Annotated in this window: 16 protein-coding genes and 1 pseudogene; 14 read left to right on the top strand and 3 right to left on the bottom strand. The window is 71.4% G+C overall.

Translation table 11 applies throughout. From position 1 onward, the window contains the following. The first annotated feature begins 247 nt into the window (after window positions 1–247). Together ACFYXK_RS17625 and ACFYXK_RS17630 are read left to right on the top strand one after the other, a co-directional pair. Window positions 248–991, top strand: a complete 744-nt coding sequence (locus tag ACFYXK_RS17625; RefSeq protein ID WP_389412108.1) for an RNA polymerase sigma factor — start codon at window positions 248–250, stop codon at window positions 989–991. Beyond that, window positions 991–2,067: a hypothetical protein gene (locus tag ACFYXK_RS17630; protein ID WP_389411908.1), complete on the top strand. Its 1,077-nt coding sequence runs from the start codon at window positions 991–993 to the stop codon at window positions 2,065–2,067. The genes ACFYXK_RS17625 and ACFYXK_RS17630 overlap by 1 nt, the downstream gene beginning before the upstream one ends. Window positions 2,068–2,382: 315 nt before the next feature. Here the strand turns inward: ACFYXK_RS17630 and ACFYXK_RS17635 are convergent, their stop codons facing one another. Continuing rightward, on the bottom strand, window positions 2,383–3,255 hold the full coding sequence (locus tag ACFYXK_RS17635; RefSeq protein WP_389411909.1) for a peptidoglycan-binding protein: 873 nt from the start codon (window positions 3,253–3,255) through the stop codon (window positions 2,383–2,385). A gap of 178 nt (window positions 3,256–3,433) precedes the next feature. Here ACFYXK_RS17635 and ACFYXK_RS17640 point away from each other — a divergent pair, with 178 nt between their 5' ends. Together ACFYXK_RS17640 and leuE are read left to right on the top strand one after the other, a co-directional pair. After that, window positions 3,434–5,014: a methylmalonyl-CoA mutase gene (locus ACFYXK_RS17640; protein ID WP_389411910.1), complete on the top strand. Its 1,581-nt coding sequence runs from the start codon at window positions 3,434–3,436 to the stop codon at window positions 5,012–5,014. Window positions 5,015–5,085: 71 nt separating this feature from the next. Next, on the top strand, window positions 5,086–5,742 hold the full coding sequence (leuE, locus tag ACFYXK_RS17645; RefSeq protein ID WP_389411911.1) for a leucine efflux protein LeuE: 657 nt from the start codon (window positions 5,086–5,088) through the stop codon (window positions 5,740–5,742). A gap of 101 nt (window positions 5,743–5,843) precedes the next feature. On the opposite strand, the gene ACFYXK_RS17650 is transcribed toward leuE, so the two are convergent. Continuing rightward, window positions 5,844–7,208, bottom strand: a complete 1,365-nt coding sequence (locus ACFYXK_RS17650; RefSeq protein ID WP_389411912.1) for a polysialyltransferase family glycosyltransferase — start codon at window positions 7,206–7,208, stop codon at window positions 5,844–5,846. Then, entirely contained in the window at window positions 7,208–8,233 is a 1,026-nt protein-coding gene (locus ACFYXK_RS17655) for a glycosyltransferase family 2 protein (RefSeq protein WP_389411913.1), read from the bottom strand. Before ACFYXK_RS17655 ends, ACFYXK_RS17650 begins: the two co-directional genes overlap by 1 nt. A gap of 176 nt (window positions 8,234–8,409) precedes the next feature. Between ACFYXK_RS17655 and ACFYXK_RS17660 the strand changes: the two genes are divergently transcribed. From ACFYXK_RS17660 to ACFYXK_RS17705, 10 genes and pseudogenes are all read left to right on the top strand, one after another. Next, window positions 8,410–9,744 carry a DUF6716 putative glycosyltransferase gene (locus ACFYXK_RS17660; RefSeq protein WP_389411914.1) on the top strand — a complete coding sequence of 445 codons (1,335 nt, stop codon included), beginning with the start codon at window positions 8,410–8,412 and terminating at the stop codon, window positions 9,742–9,744. A gap of 26 nt (window positions 9,745–9,770) precedes the next feature. Then, window positions 9,771–10,481: pseudogene (locus ACFYXK_RS17665) on the top strand (cytidylyltransferase domain-containing protein); the annotation flags it as partial. A 47-nt stretch (window positions 10,482–10,528) separates the two neighbouring features. Beyond that, window positions 10,529–11,440 (top strand): N-acetylneuraminate synthase family protein, encoded by a 912-nt coding sequence (locus tag ACFYXK_RS17670; protein ID WP_389411915.1) that lies wholly within the window; start codon window positions 10,529–10,531, stop codon window positions 11,438–11,440. Window positions 11,441–11,529: 89 nt separating this feature from the next. After that, window positions 11,530–12,765, top strand: coding sequence for a hypothetical protein (locus ACFYXK_RS17675; protein ID WP_389411916.1), 1,236 nt, complete (start codon window positions 11,530–11,532; stop codon window positions 12,763–12,765). Window positions 12,766–12,902: 137 nt separating this feature from the next. Beyond that, window positions 12,903–14,147: an amidohydrolase gene (locus ACFYXK_RS17680; protein WP_389412109.1), complete on the top strand. Its 1,245-nt coding sequence runs from the start codon at window positions 12,903–12,905 to the stop codon at window positions 14,145–14,147. Window positions 14,148–14,365: 218 nt separating this feature from the next. Beyond that, entirely contained in the window at window positions 14,366–15,430 is a 1,065-nt protein-coding gene (locus ACFYXK_RS17685; protein WP_389411917.1) for a BMP family protein, read from the top strand. Window positions 15,431–15,707: 277 nt separating this feature from the next. Next, window positions 15,708–17,270: an ABC transporter ATP-binding protein gene (locus ACFYXK_RS17690; RefSeq protein WP_389412110.1), complete on the top strand. Its 1,563-nt coding sequence runs from the start codon at window positions 15,708–15,710 to the stop codon at window positions 17,268–17,270. Then, window positions 17,267–18,385: an ABC transporter permease gene (locus tag ACFYXK_RS17695; RefSeq protein WP_383505449.1), complete on the top strand. Its 1,119-nt coding sequence runs from the start codon at window positions 17,267–17,269 to the stop codon at window positions 18,383–18,385. The genes ACFYXK_RS17690 and ACFYXK_RS17695 overlap by 4 nt, the downstream gene beginning before the upstream one ends. Continuing rightward, window positions 18,382–19,647 (top strand): ABC transporter permease, encoded by a 1,266-nt coding sequence (locus ACFYXK_RS17700; protein ID WP_389411918.1) that lies wholly within the window; start codon window positions 18,382–18,384, stop codon window positions 19,645–19,647. Before ACFYXK_RS17695 ends, ACFYXK_RS17700 begins: the two co-directional genes overlap by 4 nt. After that, the gene (locus ACFYXK_RS17705; RefSeq protein WP_389411919.1) at window positions 19,644–20,033 is read left to right on the top strand and encodes a cytidine deaminase; all 390 of its coding nucleotides are present in this window, start codon (window positions 19,644–19,646) and stop codon (window positions 20,031–20,033) included. The genes ACFYXK_RS17700 and ACFYXK_RS17705 overlap by 4 nt, the downstream gene beginning before the upstream one ends. Window positions 20,034–20,057 lie beyond the last annotated feature (24 nt).

Here is a 20,057-nt window from a genome sequence, read left to right on the forward strand (position 1 = left end):
GGAGGGGCGGAAGGGGATGAGGAAGACGACCGAGGCCGCCACCCCCCACAGGAGAGGCCCCGGTCGCCGTCCGTACGGGCTCGTGCGACAAGCCCGTACCCCTCTCAGCGCCGCGAGTGCGTTTTGTGTCACACCCCGCTTCGCGCACGATTGGTTGCTCCCCGTACAGCACGTGGACGAAGGTACTTGAAAGCCGTAACGTGCTGATTTGCGCCACACGTACAGGACAGTGAACGGGTTGGGGACTTTGCTGGGGGACGACGCGGAGCTGACCGCCGCGGTGCTCGCGGCACAGGGCGGCGACGAGAGCGGGTTCCGTTCTGTGTACCGTGCCGTGCACCCACGCCTGCTCGGATACGTACGCACGCTCGTCGGCGACGCCGACGCCGAGGACGTGACCTCGGAGGCCTGGTTGCAGATCGCCCGCGACCTCGACTCCTTCACCGGCGACGCCGACCGCTTCCGCGGCTGGGCCGCCCGGATCGGCCGCAACCGCGCGCTCGACCACATCCGCATGCGCGGGCGCCGCCCCGCCATCGGCGGCGACGAGACCGAACTGACGGGCCGCGCCGCCGACAGCGACACCGCCGGCGAGGCGATGGAGGCCCTGTCGACCGGCCGGACCATGGCGCTGATCGCACAGCTTCCGCAGGACCAGGCCGAGGCCGTGGTGCTCCGCGTCGTGGTCGGCCTGGACGCCAAGAGTGCGGCGGAGACCCTGGGCAAGCGCCCCGGCGCGGTACGCACCGCAGCCCACCGGGGCCTGAAGAAACTGGCCGAGCTGCTCGGCCAGGAGGGCGGCTTCGGGCCGGACCTGGATCCGGGGTCGGACGCGGCGGAGCCGGTCGGCCATAATGCCGGTGGCCAGGCTCGGGACGGCAGGGGCGGGAGGGATCTCGACGCCGTACCCGCTCAGCGCGGCCGGGGCAGTGGCCTCGTGGAGCAAACCGGTGTGACGCATTCACGTTGGCGGACGCAGAAGGACATGTGATGGCCGACGAGCGCAACAGGTGGCTGGACAAGGCCGCGGCGGAACGAGTGCTGCGCGGCGGCCCGGCCGTACCTGGCGCCGACCGGCGCGCCCGCGAAGCGGAGGCCCGGCTGCGGGCCGCTCTCGACATGCTGGCCGCGCCGCAGCCGCCCGCCGGGGTGGAACTGCCCGGCGAGGCCGCCGCAGTGGCCGCCTTCCGCGCGGCGCGCGGCGGGGCCGTGGCGGTCGGGGCGGCCTCGGCGTCCGCCTCCGGAGCGAGTTCGGTGCCCGGCGTATCCGTGATGTCCGCAGTGCCCGGGATGTACGCGCCCGTCGGCGCAGACGCCACGCCCCTCGTGGAACTTGGTTCGGCCGCCGCCCCTCCCGCCGTCACCGCGTCCCGGCGCGGCCGCCCGGCGCGGTTCGCCCTGGTCGCCGCACTGGCGGGCGTCGCCGTCGGCAGCCTGGCGGTCGCCGCCGGAGCCGGCCTGCTGGACCGTGCCACGCACGACACGGCGGGACCCGCACCGGCGGTCTCCCTGAGCGCCGACGAGAACCAGACGACGGCCGGCGACACGGCGGGCCCGACCCTCGCACCGCAGCTGCGCCCCACCCCGCTCCGCGGCACCGACGGCCCGGTGCCCGGCCCGGGCACGGCGCAGACGCCGGGAGCGGACGCGGGCGCGGTCCCGGGATTCGGAACCGGAACGGGAACCGGACCCGGCACCTCGGCCGGCGGCAGCGCCGGCCAGGACGACCCGGGCGACAGGGGTACGAAGGACGGCAAGGACACCTTTGCCGGCGGGACCACCTCGCTGAAGGACACCGACAAGCAGAGTCGCCTCAAGGCGGTGGACCTGTGCGAGGCCTACCGGTCCGGGCACATGACCTCCGACCGCCGCGAGCGGCTCTCGAAGCTGGCGCAAGGGCTCGCGCGCATCCCGCACTTCTGCGAGGCGCTGCTCGACGGGCCCAACGGCAGCGGCGCGCCGTCCGTTCCGCGCACCGCCGACGACGGGAGCCCGGTGCTCAAGGCCCCGACGTTCGTCCCGGCGAGCCCGGTCGCGTCGTCCGCGGCGGCCCGCAAGCCGCGCTGACGGCTTCCAGGGGTTCCTTCGGGTGGTCCGCGAGGACGCCTCGAGCGGGTTCCGAGCGGCGGCGTGAACGGGCTGTAACACTTTTCGAACCTGCGGCGCAGTACATAACGAGCCGACTGGTCATCGGCCGCGCATGAGCCGGGGTTCCCCCCGTACCCCTGGGCTCTGCGCACCTGGCGCGGGCGGGGTTCGTTCCCCCGGCCCTGCCCGCGCCTCTACTTCTTCGACCGGATCCCGGGGAGCCCCGGGATCATCCGGGGCCATCGCCCTCACGCGGATCGCCCGGATCGTGCGGATCACGCGGATCGCCCGGGATCACCAGTAGACGACGACCTTGTCGCCGACGTGCACCTGCTCGAACAGCGTCGCGAGCTTGCCCTTGTCCCGGACGTTCACGCAGCCGTGCGAGGCGCCGGCGTAGCCGCGGGCCGCGAAGTCGGCGGAGTAGTGCACCGCCTGACCCTGGCTGAAGAACATCGAGTACGGCATCGGCGTGTGGTAGATGGTCGACGTCCAGTCCTTGGCCTTCCACTCCACCTTGAACTCGCCCTCACGGGTCGGGGTGTTCTCGGAGCCGAAGCGGACGTCCATGGTGGAGACGATCTTGCCGTCGATCATCCAGGCGAGCGTGCGGCTCTCCTTGCTGATGCACATGACGCGGCCCGTCATGCAGCGCGGGTCCGGCGCGTCGACCTCGTTGACGGTCGGCGGGCGCAGCTCGTCGGCGGTGGGCTTCTTGCTGAGGCTCTGGATCTTCTTCCAGGTCGCCTCGTCGACCGCACCGGACGCCGTCAGGCCGTTCTTCGTCTGGAAGGCCTTGACCGCGGCGGTCGTCTTCGAACCGTAGAAGCCGGTGGGTGCGACCGTCATGTACTTGAGCTGCTTCAGGCGGGCCTGGAGCTCGCGCACCTGCTCGCTCTCGTCGCCGTTCGCCATGATGGCCTTGACCGTCGGCGAGGCGGACGCGGACGGCGAGGCCGACTGCGAGGCGGACGGCGAGGGCGAGGCGTCGGCGGGCTTGTTCTCCGTCGACGGGGAGCTCTCGGGGGTGGAACCCGCCGCGGACGCGGACGGAACCGAAGAGGCGGAGCCGGCCGGCTCCGTCTTCTGCGGCCCGCAGGCGGTCGCGGCGAGCGCGACGGCGGTGGCCACCCCGAGCGTGCGGACTATGACTCTCTGGCGGTGCATTGCAGTCCCCCGATTTCTACTGTCGTGTATCTAGGTGATGCCTGGCGGGCGTGGAGAGTTGCAGACGATCCAGGGATGTTGCGCCATTGTGACCAGCGGCCGTCAGGGGACGGTCGGAGCCGTCGCGGGGAGGTTTTATCAGCCCCGGGGCCGTTTGCTCTATGGAGGGCTTCGTCACATGGCGAGTACTGAGAGCGGATTTCCGATCGAACCCGTCTACGGGCCCGGCGATCTGACGGGGTGGGACCCCCAGGGCAAACTGGGTGAACCAGGGGCGTATCCGTACACGCGGGGGGTCTACCCGACGATGTACACGGGCAGGCCGTGGACGATGCGGCAGTACGCCGGGTTCGGGACGGCGGCCGAATCCAACGCCCGCTACCGGCAGCTCATCGCCGGCGGCGGCACCGGGCTGTCCGTCGCCTTCGACCTGCCGACGCAGATGGGGCACGACTCCGACGCGCCGCTCGCGCACGGGGAGGTCGGCAAGGTCGGCGTCGCGATCGACTCGGTCGAGGACATGCGGGTGCTGTTCGACGGGATCCCGCTCGACCGGGTCTCCACGTCCATGACGATCAACGCCCCCGCGGCCCTGCTCCTGCTGATGTACCAGCTGGTCGCCGAGGAGCACGGGATCGACGGCGGGCAGCTGACCGGGACCGTCCAGAACGACGTGCTCAAGGAGTACATCGCGCGCGGCACGTACATCTTCCCGCCCGAGCCCTCGCTGCGGCTGACGTCCGACACCTTCCGGTACTGCAAGGCCGAGATCCCCCGCTGGAACACCATCTCCATCTCCGGCTACCACATGGCCGAGGCCGGGGCCTCGCCCGCGCAGGAGATCGGCTTCACGCTGGCGGACGGGATCGCGTACGTACGGACCGCGCTGGCCGCCGGAATGGAGGTCGACGAGTTCGCCCCGCGGCTCTCCTTCTTCTTCGTCGCCCGCACCACGCTGCTGGAGGAGGTCGCGAAGTTCCGGGCCGCCCGGCGGATCTGGGCCCGGGTCATGCGCGAGGAGTTCGGGGCCCGGGACCCGAAGTCGCTGATGCTGCGCTTCCACACCCAGACGGCCGGGGTCCAGCTGACGGCGCAGCAGCCGGAGCTGAACCTCGTGCGGGTCGCCGTGCAGGCGCTCGGGGCGGTGCTCGGCGGCACGCAGTCACTGCACACCAACTCCTTCGACGAGGCGATCGCCCTGCCCACGGAGAAATCGGCGCGCCTCGCGCTGCGCACGCAGCAGGTGCTGGCGTACGAGACGGACGTGCCGCACACCGTCGACCCCTTCGCCGGGTCGTACGCGGTGGAGCGGATGACGGACGAGGTCGAGGCGGCGGCGCTCGCGCTGATGCGACGCGTCGAGGACCTGGGCGGGGCGGTGGCCGCGATCGAGGCCGGCTTCCAGAAGGGGGAGATCGAGCGGAACGCGTACCGCATCGCGCGGGAGACGGACGACGGCGAGCGCGTGGTGGTCGGGGTCAACCGGTTCGCGCTGGAGCAGGAGGAGCGGTACGAGCCGCTGCGCGTCGACCCGGCGATCGAAAACCGCCAGCGGGAGGCGCTGGCCGCCCTGCGCGCGGAGCGTGACGGCGAGGCGGTGGCGGGAGCGCTGGGCGCCCTGCGCGAGGCGGCGGCCGGCACGGCCAACGTGCTCTATCCCATGAAGGAGGCCCTGCGCGCCCGCGCCACGGTGGGCGAGGTCTGCAACGCCCTGCGGGAGGTGTGGGGGACGTACGAACCGGCGGACTCCGCCTGGTGACATCCACCTGGTGGAATCCACATGGTGAAATCCAGCCACGACAGGTGTGTCCCTATGGGACACTCCTGCTCATGCTGGGTGTCACGGATCTGCCGACCTACCTCGTCGGGCTCATACTGATCATTTTGCTGCCGGGGCCGAACTCGCTGTACGTGCTGTCCGTCGCGGCGCGCCGCGGCGTGCGCACCGGGTACAAGGCCGCCGCCGGGGTGTTCACCGGCGACGCCGTGCTGATGGCGCTCGCCGCCGCCGGGGCGGGGGCGCTGCTCCAGACCAGCCCGGTGGCCTTCGGCATCGTCAAGCTGCTCGGCGCCGGGTACCTGACCTGGCTCGCCGTCGGGATGATGCGCGGTGCGTGGGCGCTGTGGCGCTCGCGGGCCGAGCGGGACGTACGGGCCGGGGCGCCGGAGCAGGACGCAGTCCCGGCCGAGGGGGAGCGGCCTTACCGGCGGGCGCTGCTGATCAGCCTGTTCAACCCCAAGGCGATCTTGTTCCTCGTCTCCTTCTTCGTGCAGTTCGTGGATCCCTCGTACGCCTACCCGGCGCTCTCGTTCCTCCTGCTGGGCGTGCTGCTCCAGCTCGGCAGCTTCCTGTACCTGACCCTGCTGATCTTCGGCGGCACCCGGCTGTCCGCCGCTTTCCGGCGCCGCAAGCGGCTCTCGGCCGGGGCGACCTCGGCGGCGGGCGTGCTGTTCCTCGGCTTCGCCGCCAAGCTCGCCGTCAGCTGAACCCGCTGCTCAGCCGGGGGCCCGGCGCCGCCGCGGGCCCAGCGGGCGTTCCACCCCGCGGTGGACGGTGCCACAGCCCCTCCCCGTGGTGGCGGTCGCCGTCACCGCGGGCGCGCCGCGCGCAGCCGCCGCAGCCGGCGGACCACGCGGCGGACGGCCGGGCTGTGCGGCAGGAAGGACAGCTGGGCCGGGATGCCGCCGGGCAGCCCGAGGGTGGTCAGCCGGCGGCGTTTGAAGTAGCGCCAGGTGCGGTCGTCCAGATGGGCGGCGAGATGGCGTTCGGCGTCCGTGCGGCGCGCCGCCAGGATCTGCGGCTGCATGGTGAACCCGACCGCGGTGAGCAGCCCGGCCAGCCCGTCCCGGACCTCGTCGGGGCCGGGTGCGCTCCAGGCGGCGACGGCCTCGGCGTCCGCGAGGGCGGGAAGCAGGGCGTCGACCACCGTGAGCGGGATCCGGTTGCTGTTCTGGTACGGGGTGAGGCGGGCCAGTATGGCCTCGGTCCCGGTGCGTGCGACCGGCAGCCCGTACAGGGTGGCGGCGGTGAGCAGTCCGGTGGAGAAGCAGCCGACGACCAGGGCGGGGCGCAGCCGCTGGTAGAGGGTCTCGGCCAGGACCGGGGTGGCCATGACGGTGAGGCGGGCGCCGAGCCGCTCGGCCTCGGCCTCGGCGCGGCGGGAGTACTCGGCGGGGGCGCTGGGGTGGGGCTTGAAGACGAGCTCCCGGTGGCCGAGGGCGTGCGCGCCCCGGACCATCTCCGCGTGGAGGTCCTCCTCCTCCTGCGGGGAGAGGAGTTCGAGGGCGGAGAGGTACTGGCCCAGCAGCAGCGCCGGCGCCTCGCCGACCCCGTCCAACTCGGGCCCGTATGAGGGGAGTTCGCCGAGCACCTTGAGGAACTCGGGCGTCGGGACCAGCTCCGGCGGTACGCCGAACTCGGTGAGCAGCAGCGGCTCCAGACCCGGTACCAGGTCCAGGTGCAGGACGCGGCGCACGCGCATGCCGAGCTGCGGGTCGAGGCGGAAGCGGGTGGGTCCGTAGCTCATCAGCCCGTCGGCGTAGACGTCGACGGCGGCGCCGGGGAACAGCGTGCACAGGGTCCGGGCGGGCGGGACCTGGATCGACTCCACGACGATCTCGACGCGGTCCTCGCCCAGTCCCCAGACCGCCCGGAGCTGGCGTTCCCACAGCGGGACGTCCTCGGGGCGCGGGGCCCAGGCGCTCGGGTGCTGCGGGGCGATGGCGGCGTTCCAGTCGAGCACCTCGTCGAAACGGGTGCGCAGCGCGGCGAAGCCCGGCATGTCGGCGAGGCCGGGGGAGACCTCGGCGGTGAGGGCGTGGTTGCTGGTGAGCAGGATGCGGCGGCCGGCCGGCGGGAAGCTGCCCGCGTCGATGCCGGCGGCGAGCGTGGCCATCCCGTAGAGCGTGGAGGCGAGGAAGATCTGGGTGCACGGGGTGCTCTGAGCGGCCATCAGGCAGTGGCTCCTGCTCGGGTGTCCGTTCCGGTTCCCGTTCCCGTGCCCGTGCCCGTGCGGGTTCGTGCGGGTCGGCGGCGCAGGCGGCGCAGGAGGGTGGAGCGTTCGGCGTCCATCGCGTTCAGGGCCTGGTCGAGTACGTCCTGCGGCATGCGTCCGAGAGCGTCCGTGCTCATCGAACGGAGTTTCTTGGCCACGGCAGGCTCGAACCTTTCGATGGACCCGATATGGTGCGCGATAATTGCACAATACGTTCGGACGGCTTTTGGAAGAAGAAGATCGCGATCGGGATCGCCGACCGTATCCGACAGGACCTGGTCGAATGCCTTGATGAAATCGAGCTGGCGCTCGTCCTTGATCTGCGTCAGCGAGGTCGAGACGCCCCGCCGGTAGAAGATCCCGGGCAGTCCGACCGCCGCGAACGATCCGGCCTCCCGGTGCAGCCGCCAGATCCACGGCCGGTCCTCCGCCGTCCGCAGCCCGTCGGTGAAGTGCAGCAGCCCGCGGTCCAGCAGCCGCCGGTGGTACATGCCCGCCCAGGCGTACGGGTAGTCGACCGAGGTGGCCCGGGAGGCGGGCAGGATCCCGGCCCGCGGATCGCCGACGACCAGCTGCGGACCGTACGGGACCCGCTGCACCGAGCGGGTGCGGCCGGTCACCTGGACATGGTCGTTGCGGACGAAATCGCAGCTCAGAGCCTCTATGGCGGCCAGTGTGCGGGCGAGGTGGCCGGGCGCCAGCCAGTCGTCGCCGTCCAGGAACGTGACGTACTCGCCGCGGGCCGCGTCCAGGCCGGTGTTCCGGGCGGTGGCCAGGCCGCCGTTCCGTCCGTGTCTGAGGAGCACCGCCCCCGGCAGCGCGCGCGCCGCCCGCTCGAGGAGTTCGGGCGTACCGTCCGTCGAACAGTCGTCGACGAGCAGGAACTCGAAATCGTCCCGGGCGTTGAGTTCGAGGCTTTTCAGGGCATCCGGTGCGTATGTCTGCACGTTGTAGAACGGCACGACAACAGAGAGCTTGAGCACCCGCGAGACATTAAGGCGTCGTCCGGCATTCACCATGGCCCGTATGCGGATTCCATGTGAACGACGCAGGGCGGGCGCGTTAACCCGTGCGGTTTCGCATGACGTAGACGGGTTGTTAACCCGCTGTTGTGCGTTCGTTGGGCCGATCACCGAAATTGCGGAATAGCTTCTGCCGGGTGCCAGCCAGTAATCGTGCCGCCACTCGTACTGCCCTTCGCATCGCCGTACTCGCCGATTCCGATACGCGATGGAAATGGGGCGCACTCACCGCCCGCCGCCTCGCGCCGGAGCCGCACCTCACCGGGTACCTGCTCCGCGGCCGGGCCACCCCGACCGCGCGCCAGCTCGGCGAGGTGGGCGTCCGCGCCGACCGGCTCTCCGAGGTGACCTGCGCGCAGTTCCTCGCGGAGCTCGAGCGCGGGCGCTACGACGTCGTCGTCCTCGCCCTCGTCGGCGGAGCCGTCCAGGCGGTCCTGCACGGGGTCCGCGCCCTGTGGCCCGAGCCCGCCGCCCGCCCCGTCCTCGTCACCGGATACGTGGGCGTCGTATACGAGAAGCTCGCCGACGGGCTGCTGCTGCGACACGGGGCCGACCTCGTCCTCGCCAACTCCCGGTACGACGCGGGACGCTTCCGCGCGGTGTACGAGGGCGTCGGCGCGGACGCCGGCGCCGTCACGCAGACGGCACTGCCCTTCCTGGACGGAGCGGCGTACGAGAAGGCCGGCAGCCGCGCGCACACCGTGGTCTTCGCCGTCCAGCCCTCCGTCCCCGAAAGCCGCGCCGACCGCGCCTACCTGCTGGAACGGGCCGCCCGGCACGCCCGGCTGCACCCGGAGCGCGAGGTGCTGATCAAGCTGCGCAGCCGGCCCGGGGAGCACACCACACACCTGGAGGAGCAGCCGTACCAGCGGCTCGCCGAGCGGATCCCGGGCGGACTGCCCGCCAACTGCCGCCTGGTGTACGGGAACATGGGCGAGGTCCTGGACGGCACGGACCTGCTGGTCACGGTGTCCTCCACGGCCGCCCTGGAGTCCCTGCACCGCGGGATCCCGACCGCGGTCCTCACCGACCTCGGCATCCGCGAGGTGCTCGGCAACCACCACTTCCTCGGCTCGGGCTGCCTGGCGTCCTGGGACCAGCTCGACGCCGGCCTGCTGCCGCAGGGCGACCCCGACTGGCTGGCCGACCAGGGGGTGACGGGTGCGTCCGGCGCCCGGGACTCCTTCGCCGCCGCCCGCGCCCGGCTCGGCGAACTGCTGGACCTCCCGGTCCTCCCCGCCGTCGCCCCCTACTACACGCAGGTCACCGCGCCCGGGTACCTGCCCGGGATCCTGGCCCGGCACCACCTCGCCCCCGACGGGACCCCGCTGCCCGGCGCGGTCCGCGAGAGCGGCGGGGAGTCCCGGCTGCGCCGCTGGCTCCGCTCGCACCTGCGCGAGGCGGCCCGCGGGGCGTACCGGCACGGGGTCCAGCGCGTGGCCCCGATGATCCGCCGGATGGGGGAGCTGTGAGCCCCGCCGTGAACCCCGCCACGCGTATCGCCGCGAACCCTGCCGCGAACCGCGCGGGGCGCCCCCGCGTACTGGCCGTGATCCCGGCCCGCGGCGGCTCCAAGGGCGTCCCGGGGAAGAACCTCGCCGAGGTGGCCGGAGTCCCGCTCGTCGTCCGGGCCGTCCAGGCCTGCCGGGGCGCCGCCACCGTCACCGACGTCGTGGTCTCCACCGACGCCGCCCCCATCGCCGACGCCGCCCGCACCGCCGGGGCCGACGCGATCCGCCGGCCCGCGGCGATCTCCGGGGACACCGCGAGCAGCGAGGCCGCCGTACTGCACGCGCTCGACGCCTTCGAGGAACTGCACTCCCTCAGCGTGGACGTCGTCCTCCTCGTCCAGTGCACCAGCCCCTTCCTGACCTCCTCCGACGTCGAGTCGGTCGCCGCCGCCGTCGCCACCGGCTCGGCCGACTCGGCCCTGACCGTCGCCCCGTTCCACGGCTTCCTGTGGCGGGAGGCGGCCGACGGCGCCGGAAGCGGCGTCAACCACGACAAGGCCGTACGCCCCCGCCGCCAGGACCGGCCCCAGGACCTGCTGGAGACCGGCGCCGCCTACGCCATGGACGCCGCCGGCTTCCGCACGGCCCGGCACCGCTTCTTCGGGCGCACCCTCCCCGTCGCCACCGACCCCGCACGGGTCCTGGAGATCGACGACCCGCACGACCTGGCCCGCGCCCGCCTCCTCGCCCCCCTGTTCACACCCCCTCCGCACCCCCACGCACCGAACGAAGGACCTGAGCTGCCATGACCGTCGCCACCCCCAACTCCCGCCTGCGCACGTTCGGCTCGCGCACCGCCGGCCCCGGCCGCCCCGTCTACGTCGTCGGCGAGATCGGCATCAACCACAACGGCGACCTCGGCAACGCGTTCGCCCTCATCGACGCCGCCGCCGAAGCGGGCTGCGACGCCGTGAAGTTCCAGAAGCGCACCCCGGAGATCTGCACCCCGCGCGACCAGTGGGACATCGAGCGCGACACCCCCTGGGGCCGGATGACGTACATCGACTACCGCCACCGCGTGGAGTTCGGCGAGGCCGAGTACCGCTCCATCGACGAGCACTGCGCCAAGCGCGGCATCGACTGGTTCGCCTCCCCGTGGGACACCGAGGCCGTCGCCTTCCTGGAGAAGTTCGACCTGCCCGCCCACAAGGTGGCCTCCGCCTCCCTCACCGACGACGAGCTGCTGCGCGCCCTGCGCGCCACCGGCCGTACCGTCGTCCTCTCCACCGGCATGTCCACCCCGAAGCAGATCCGGCACGCCGTGGAGGTGCTCGGCAGCGACAACATCCTGCTCTGCCACGCCACTTCGACGTACCCCGCCAAGGCGGAGGAGCTCAACCTGCGGGTGATCAACACCCTGCAGGAGGAGTACCCCAACGTCCCGATCGGCTACTCCGGCCACGAGACGGGCCTGCAGACCACCCTCGCGGCCGTCGCCCTCGGCGCCGCCTTCGTCGAGCGGCACATCACCCTCGACCGCGCCATGTGGGGCTCCGACCAGGCCGCCTCCGTGGAGCCGGGCGGCCTCGCCCGCCTGGTCCGCGACATCCGCACCATCGAGACCGCCCTCGGCGACGGCATCAAGCGCGTCTACGACTCCGAGCTCGGCCCCATGAAGAAGCTCCGCCGGGTCCAGGGCGAACTCGCCTCGGTCTGAGCCGCGGCCCTCCGGCCCTCCGGCCGTTCCGCCGTCCCGCCCGGTGTCCGCCCGGTACGACGCTCCGCCCCGCCCCTGACGAGGAGTACGTGGTGACCCCCTCAGCCTCCACCCTGGCTTTCGTCGAGAGTCCGGTCCAGCTCCTGAACGTGCTGGAGTGGGCGTACGCCGAAGCCGTGTCCGCACCGGGCGGCGCCCCGCTGCTCGCCGGCGTCCCCCGCCAGCCCAGCCGGGCGGCGCGCGGGCCGGCCTCCGGGGCCGATCCCTCGGACGCCGGCTCCGGCCCGGCGGATGCCGCCGGCGGCGCGAAGGCCCCCGCCCCGGACCGTCCGGCCGACGCGTCGTCCTGGCTGCGGATCATCGTGCTGCCCCCCACCGACCCCATGTCCCGCGGCCAGCTGCGCCGGATGGCGGGCCTCGCGCGGGACGAGGGGTACGAGGTCGCCTGGCAGGAGGCCCGTGGCGGCCGGCTCGCGCCCTTCAAGGCGCTCGCCGCGCTCGCCCGGGACGTGCGCGCGGCCCGCCGGGTCGTCGTCGGCGACCCCTTCTCCCGGTACGTGCAGCTCCTGCTCACCCTCGTACGGGCCGAGGAGCTCGTGGTGGTCGACGACGGGACCGCCACCATGGAGTTCGTCGCCCAGACCGGCCGCGGCGAGCGCCTCGTACGCTGGCACCGGGTCGGCGGCGGAGGCCTGCCCGGCCGCGTCCGCGAGCTCGCGTACGCGCCGGTCTCGGCCACCGCCCGGCGCCGCTTCACCCCGGCCGCGGGCAAGGGCCGCCGCGTCGAGGTGTTCAGCTCGATGCCCGTCACCGTCCACGGCGCGATGACACTGCGGGTCAACGAGTTCGCCTGGACCCGCTCCCGGTTCGGCCCGCCGCGCCTGACCAAGGGCACCGACCTCGTCGGCACCTCCCTCGTCGAGACCGGCGTGGTCGACCCGGCCCGCTACCTGGACGCCGTACGCGCCCTGACCCTGGAGCACGGGGCCACCCGCTACTTCGCCCACCGCCGGGAGTCCGCGGACAAGCTGCGCGCGCTCAGCGAGGCGACCGGGCTCGAGATCGTCCGCCCGGACCTGCCGCTGGAGCTGATCGCCCGGCGCGGCCCCGTCGGCCGTACGATCGTCAGCTTTCCGTCCACCGTCGTCCACACCCTGCCGTACGCGCTGACCGGTACCGGTGTGACCGTCGCCGTATGCGATGTCGACCCGGCCTGGCTCACCGGATCCGCCTCGCCGCGGGCCCGCACCTTTCTCGCCGGGGTCACCGAGACCGCCCGTGATGTGCACAGACTGCCTGCCCAGACGGCCTCTGCGGCCGGATGAGCGCGCGAGTTTACCCCCGGGTGCATCCGGTCATGCGTCCAGAGGTCTGGTTTTTTTCCCCTAACGGCATGAACTTTTGGTGATCTCCGGCCAGTTGAGCCATTCGTGCGCCTACCCTTCAACGGGTGAACCAGTTGATGTCCCGCGAGTCCCAGACCGCCCTGCCCGGCACGCCCGACCGGCCCGAGCTGCCCGGCAAGCTTCCGGACCACCTGCGTGCCGAACTGATCGCCTTCCGCCGGGACTTGCACATGCATCCCGAGCTAGGACACCAGGAGTTCCGCACCACGGCGGCGATCAAGGCCCGGCTGGAGAAAGCCGGCCTGCGCCCCCGCGTGCTGAAGTCCGGGACCGGCCTGATCTGTGACGTGGGCACCTGGGACGGGGGCCGGCCGATGCTGGCCCTGCGCGCGGACATCGACGCCCTGCCCATTCCGGACACCAAGACCCACGTGGCGTACCGCTCGACCTTCCCCGACCGCGCCCACGCCTGCGGCCACGACGTGCACACCGCGGTCGTCCTCGGCGCGGGCCTGGTCCTCGCCGACCTCGACCGGCAGGGCCTGCTGCCCCGCCCCGTGCGGCTGCTGTTCCAGCCCGCCGAGGAGGTGCTGCCCGGCGGAGCGACCGACGCCATCGAGTCCGGTGTCCTGGACGGCGTGGGCCGCATCGTCGCGGTGCACTGCGACCCGCGGGTCGACGCCGGGAAGATCGGACTGCGGACCGGGCCCATCACCTCCGCCTGCGACCGGCTGGAGATCACGCTGGCCGGCCCGGGCGGCCACACGGCCCGCCCGCACCTGACCACCGACCTGGTCACGGCCGCCGCCCGGGTCGCCGTCGACCTGCCGGCCGTGCTGTCCCGCCGGATGGACGCCCGCTCGGGCATGTCCATCACCTGGGGCCGGATCGAGGCCGGGCACGCCTGCAACGTGATCCCGATGCACGCCGAGCTGTCCGGGACCATCCGCTGCCTGGACATCAACGCCTGGCACGAGGCGCCCGACCAGATCCACGCCGCGATCGACGAGATCGCCGGGATGCACCGGGCCAAGTCGGAGATCACCTACGTGCGCGGGGTGCCGCCGGTCGTGAACGACCCGGTCATCACCGAGCTGCTGCGCGACTCGATGGCGGCCCGGCTCGGCAAGGAGTCCGTCGAGGACACCGAGCAGAGCCTCGGCGGCGAGGACTTCTCCTGGTACCTCGAGCACGTGCCCGGAGCCATGGCCCGGCTCGGGGTGCACACCCCCGGCGCGAGCGCCAAGAGGGACCTGCACCGGGGCGACTTCGACGTGGACGAGTCCGCGATCGGGGTCGGCGTGGAGTTCTTCACGGCCGCCGCACTGCTCGACGGGCGCCGTTCGAGGCCGATCGGGTAAAAATTCCTACAACATCTGAGCGCCTGCCGTCACACCTGTCCAGCCCTTGGTACACAAGGGCTGGACGTCCGGGCAGTCACCGATCGGTCACTGTCCGATTCGCGACGATCCGATAACGACTCATGAACGGCCCTTTAACTGACATCTACGCGCGTTACGATCGCCGCTAAACCAGCGCCGGTCGTGGCGCTTCGGTCAGGTTTTGAAGGAGCCTCCCCTTGCGCCGGATCACCAGGATCGCCACCGTGGGCATCGCGTCCGCGGCGCTGGCCCTCTCGGCCACCGCCTGTGGCGGAAAGAAGTCGTCCGACTCCTCCGCGTCCTCGTCGGAGTCGTCGTCGGGCCAGAAGTCCGCAGCCATCGCGTACGACATCGGCGGCCGCGGTGACCAGTCCTTCAACGACGCCGCGTTCGCGGGTCTCGAGAAGGCCCAGAAGGACCTGAAGATCAAGGGTGCCGAGGCCGAGCCCACCGAGGGCGAGAGCGAGGCCGACAAGGTCCAGCGCCTCACCGAGCTCGCGCGCAAGGGCAACAACCCGGTCATCGGTGTCGGTTTCGCCTACGCGCCGGCCATCAAGAAGGTCGCCGCGAAGTTCCCGAACACCACGTTCGGCCTCATCGACGACACCTCGGTGACCGACAAGAACATCGCCAACCTGGTCTTCAACGAGGAGCAGGGCTCCTACCTGGCCGGCGTCGCCGCCGCCAAGGCGTCGAAGACCGGCAAGGTCGGCTTCATCGGCGGTGTCGAGGTTCCGCTGATCAAGAAGTTCGAGGCGGGCTTCGCCCAGGGCGTCAAGGACACCAACCCCAACGCCGAGGTGCTGTCGACCTACCTGACGCAGCCCCCGGACTTCTCCGGTTTCGCCAAGCCCGACCTCGGCAAGGCCGCCGCCCAGGGCCAGCTGGCCAAGGGTGCCGACGTGATCTACTCCGCCGCCGGTCTTGCCGGTTCGGGTGCGATCGAGGCCACCGCCGCCGCCGGCAAGTGGGCCATCGGCGTCGACTCCGACCAGTACAACCAGGCCGGTCTGGCGAAGTACAAGGACCACATCCTGACCTCGGTCACGAAGGACGTCCCGGACGCGGTCTTCAACCTGATCAAGTCGGTCGAGGACGGCAAGCCGCAGAACGGTGAGATCCGTTACGGCCTCGACAAGGACGGCGTCGGCCTGGCCGACTCCAACCCCGAGTACAAGAAGATGGCGGACGTCACCGCCGCGGTCGAGAAGGCGAAGGCCGACATCATCGCCAAGAAGATCAACGTCAAGACCGCCCCGTAAGGCAGTCCCTGACGTGCAGTAGTGGTCTCCGGGGTCCGGGAAGCGGTCTCTACCGCTCCCGGGCCCCGAGCCGCGTTTCGTGATCCTTGTGGCCAGTTGGCCGCAAGTTTTCACTTTCGACAGTGCTACGCGCGTAGAGGCATCGTGGACGCGATACCGTCCTCCTCCCGCCCACCCGCCCGGCCGATCCCGTCCTGCCCCTGCCAACTTGGCTTTCCAGCTCCTTCCGCGCCAAGGAGAGTGCGTCATCAACGCGTCCAGCCCCCCCGCCGTAGAACTGCACGGCATCACCAAGCGTTTCCCCGGCGTCGTCGCCAACAAGGACATCGCCATCACCGTCCGCAAGGGCACGGTCCACGCCCTCATCGGTGAGAACGGTGCCGGCAAGTCGACCCTGATGAAGATCCTCTACGGCATGCAGAAGCCGGACGAGGGCACCATCGCCATCGACGGGGAGCAGGTCACCTTCGCCAACCCCGGCGAGGCCATCGCCCGGGGCATCGGCATGGTGCACCAGCACTTCATGCTCGCCGACAACCTCACCGTCCTGGAGAACGTGGTTCTCGGCGGCGAGAAGCTGTACGGCATCGGTGCCAAGGCCCGCAAGAAGATCCTGGAGATCTCGGACGCGTACGGCCTCGGCGTGCGCCCCGACGCCCTGGTCGAGGACCTCGGTGTCGCCGACCGCCAGCGCGTGGAGATCCTCAAGGTCCTCTACCGCGGTGCCCGCACCCTCATCCTCGACGAGCCCACCGCGGTGCTCGTGCCGCAGGAGGTGGACGCGCTCTTCGACAACCTGCGGGAGCTCAAGGCCGAGGGCCTGACCGTCATCTTCATCTCGCACAAGCTGGGCGAGGTGCTGAAGGTCGCCGACGACATCACCGTCATCCGCCGCGGCACCACGGTCGGCACCGCCGACCCGAAGACCGCCACGACCAAGCAGCTCGCCGAGCTCATGGTCGGCAGCGAGCTGCCGTCGCCGGAGACGCGCGAGTCGACCGTGACGACGACCCCGATGCTGCGGGTCCAGGACCTGCGCCTGGCCGCCACCGACCCGGACGGCATCGTGCGCGAGGTGCTGTCGGGCATCGACTTCACCATCCACAAGGGTGAGGTGCTCGGCATCGCCGGCGTCGAGGGCAACGGCCAGACCGAGCTCATCGAGGCCCTCATGGGCATGAGCATCCCGGACGGCGGTGTCATCACCCTCGACGGCACCGACATCTCCACCACGCCGACGCGCAAGCGCCGCGAGGGCGGCATCGGCTACATCCCCGAGGACCGCCACCGCCACGGGCTGCTGCTGGAGTCCCCGCTCTGGGAGAACCGCATCCTCGGCCACGTGACCGAGGAGCCCAACTCCAAGCGCGGCATCCTCGACCCCAAGGCCGCCCGCAAGGACACCGAGCGGATCGTGCGCGAGTACGACGTCCGCACCCCGGGCATCGAGGTCACCGCGGCCTCCCTCTCCGGCGGCAACCAGCAGAAGCTGATCGTCGGCCGCGAGATGAGCCACAACCCGAAGTTCCTCATCGCCGCCCACCCCACCCGCGGTGTGGACGTCGGCGCGCAGGCCCAGATCTGGGACGCCATCCGCGAGGCCCGCCGCGAGGGCCTCGCCGTGCTCCTGATCTCGGCCGACCTGGACGAGCTGATCGGCCTGTCCGACACGCTGCGCGTGATCTACCGCGGCCGCCTGGTCGCGGACGCCGACCCGGCGACCATCACGCCCGAGGAACTCGGCACCGCCATGACGGGTGCCGCCCGCGGCCACCTGGAAGCCACCGACAACCCTTCCGACGCTGCCGACGGTGACACGACGGAGGACGAGGCCCGATGAAGAAATTCGACAAGGACCGGCTGCTCCTCGCAGTCGCCGGACCGGCGCTCGCTCTGGTCAGCGCCTTCCTCCTGACCATGATCGTGCTGACGGCCTCGGGCGTCGACCCGATCGACCCGCTGCGCATCATGATCGACCAGGCCAGCTATGAGGACGTCCAGGTCCTCATCGTCAACCAGGCCGGTATCTACTACCTGGCTGCCCTGGCCGTCGCCATCGGCTTCCGGATGAACCTCTTCAACATCGGCGTCGACGGCCAGTACCGTCTCGCGGCGATGATCTCCGCCGTGGTCGGCGCCTCGGTCTCGCTGCCCGGTCCGCTGCACATCCTCCTGATCGTGCTCGTGGCCATGGCCACCGGTGCCTTCTGGTCCGGCATCGCCGGCATCCTCAAGGCCAAGCGCGGCGTGAGCGAGGTCGTCTCCACGATCATGCTCAACGCCATCGCCACCGCGGTGATCGCCTGGCTGATCCTGCCGAAGAACCTCGGTGTCCAGCCTCCCGGCTCGAACAACCTGACCACCGGTGACATCCCGGAGTCCGGCAGGTTCCCGGCCCTGACCATCGGGGACGGCCTGGAGGTCTACGGCTTCACCTTCGTGGCCTTCGCCCTCGGCATCGTCTACTGGTTCGTGCTCAACCGGACCCGCTTCGGCTTCGACCTGCGCGCCACCGGCGCCAGCGAGTCCGCCGCGCAGGCCTCCGGCGTGGACGCCAAGAAGATGATCATGACTTCGATGCTCATCTCGGGCGCGGTCGCCGGTCTGACCGGCATGCCGCTGCTGCTCGGCGAGTCCTACACGTACAACCTGTCCTTCCCCCTGGGCATCGGCTTCACCGGCATCACCATCGCGCTGCTCGGCCGCAACAGTCCGATCGGCATCTTCTTCTCCGCGTTCCTGATCGCCTTCATCGACAAGGCCGCCGCCGGTCTCGACACCGCCGGCTACGCCAAGGAGATCGGCACGATCATGCAGGGCCTGATCGTGATCGCGGTCGTCGTCAGCTACGAGCTCGTCCGCCGCTACGGCATCCGCCGCCAGCAGCAGAAGGTCGGCCGTGAGCTGGCCGCCGGCCACGCCCTCAAGACCGACAACAAGGAGGTCGCGGCGTGAGCACCAGCACCGTTTCCGCGACGAGCGCCGCGCCCAAGAAGGACGGCGGCCGACGCAAGCTCACCCTGCCCTGGATCCTGCTGATCATCGCGGGCGGCCTCGCCCTGATCTCGCTGGTCCGGGTCATCTCCGGCGCCGACGACCTGACCTCCGCGGGCCAGATCTCCGGTGCGCTCCAGCTCGCCGTCCCGATCGGCCTCGCCGGCCTCGGCGGCCTGTGGGCCGAGCGCGCGGGCGTCGTCAACATCGGCCTCGAGGGCATGATGATCCTCGGCACCTGGTTCGGTGCCTGGGCCGGCTACCAGTGGGGCCCGTGGACCGGTGTCCTCATGGGCGTCGTCGGCGGCGCCCTCGGCGGCCTGCTGCACGCGATCATCACCGTGACGTTCAACGTCAACCACATCGTCTCCGGTGTGGCGGTCAACATCCTGGCCGTCGGCTTCACCCAGTACCTGTCGAACTTCACCTTCGACAAGGCCCCGGGCGGCTCCTCCAAGCAGTCCCCGCGCATCGACCCGATCACGGAGATCACCGTGCCGGGGTTGTCGGACTGGATGGCCACCCTGCAGGGCAAGCACTGGTTCCTGATCTCGGACATCGCCGGTGTGATCGGCGGCCTGGTCACCAACCTCTCGCCGCTGACCGTCATCGCCGTCCTGCTGGTCCCGGGCACCTGGTGGGTGCTGTGGCGGACCTCCTTCGGCCTGCGCCTGCGCTCCTGCGGTGAGAACCCGGTCGCCGCCGAGTCCCTCGGCGTCAACGTCTACAAGTACAAGTACATCGCCGTGATCGTCTCCGGTGGGCTGGCCGGCCTCGGCGGCGCGTTCCTCGCGATCGTCTCCACGGGCATCTACCAGGAGGGCCAGACCGGCGGCCGCGGCTACATCGGCCTCGCCGCGATGATCTTCGGTAACTGGATGCCCGGCGGCACGGCCCTCGGCGCCGGCCTCTTCGGCTTCACCTACAGCCTCAAGCTGCGCGGCGGCGCCGAGAACGTCCACGCGATGCTGCTGCTCCTGGCGATCCTGCTCGTCGTGGCCTTCGGCTGGTACCTGTACAAGAAGAAGCACGTCCAGGCCGGGTTCGCGGCGGTCAGCTCGGCCGCCCTGTTCCTCTGGTACGTCCTGACCGATGCCGTCCCGAGCCAGTTCGTCGAGGCGGCCCCGTACGTCACGACGCTGCTGGTGCTCGCCCTGTCGGCGCAGCGCCTGCGCATGCCCAAGGCCGACGGTCTGCCCTACCGCAAGGGCCAGGGCAAGTGACCGACGTGGACTGGGAGGCCCTGCGGGCCGCCGCCCGGGAGGCCATGACCCGGGCGTACGCCCCGTACTCCGGCTTCCGGGTCGGGGTCGCCGCCCTGGCCGACGACGGCCGCACCGTGGTCGGCTGCAACGTGGAGAACGCCAGCTACGGGCTGAGCCTGTGCGCCGAGTGCGGGCTGGTCTCCGCGCTCCAGGCCACGGGCGGCGGCCGCCTGACGCACTTCACGTGCGTGGACGGCAAGGGCGAGATCCTCGTCCCGTGCGGGCGCTGCCGCCAGCTGCTCTTCGAGTTCGGCGGGCCGGAACTGCTGGTGGAGACCCCGAAGGGGATCCTTCCGCTGGCCGAGATGCTGCCGCAGGCCTTCGGGCCGGACCACCTGAGATAGCCGTGCCGACGGCCCTTCGCCCCA

Source organism: Streptomyces sp. NPDC002209 (genome assembly GCF_042890265.1).
Classification (GTDB): domain Bacteria; phylum Actinomycetota; class Actinomycetes; order Streptomycetales; family Streptomycetaceae; genus Streptomyces.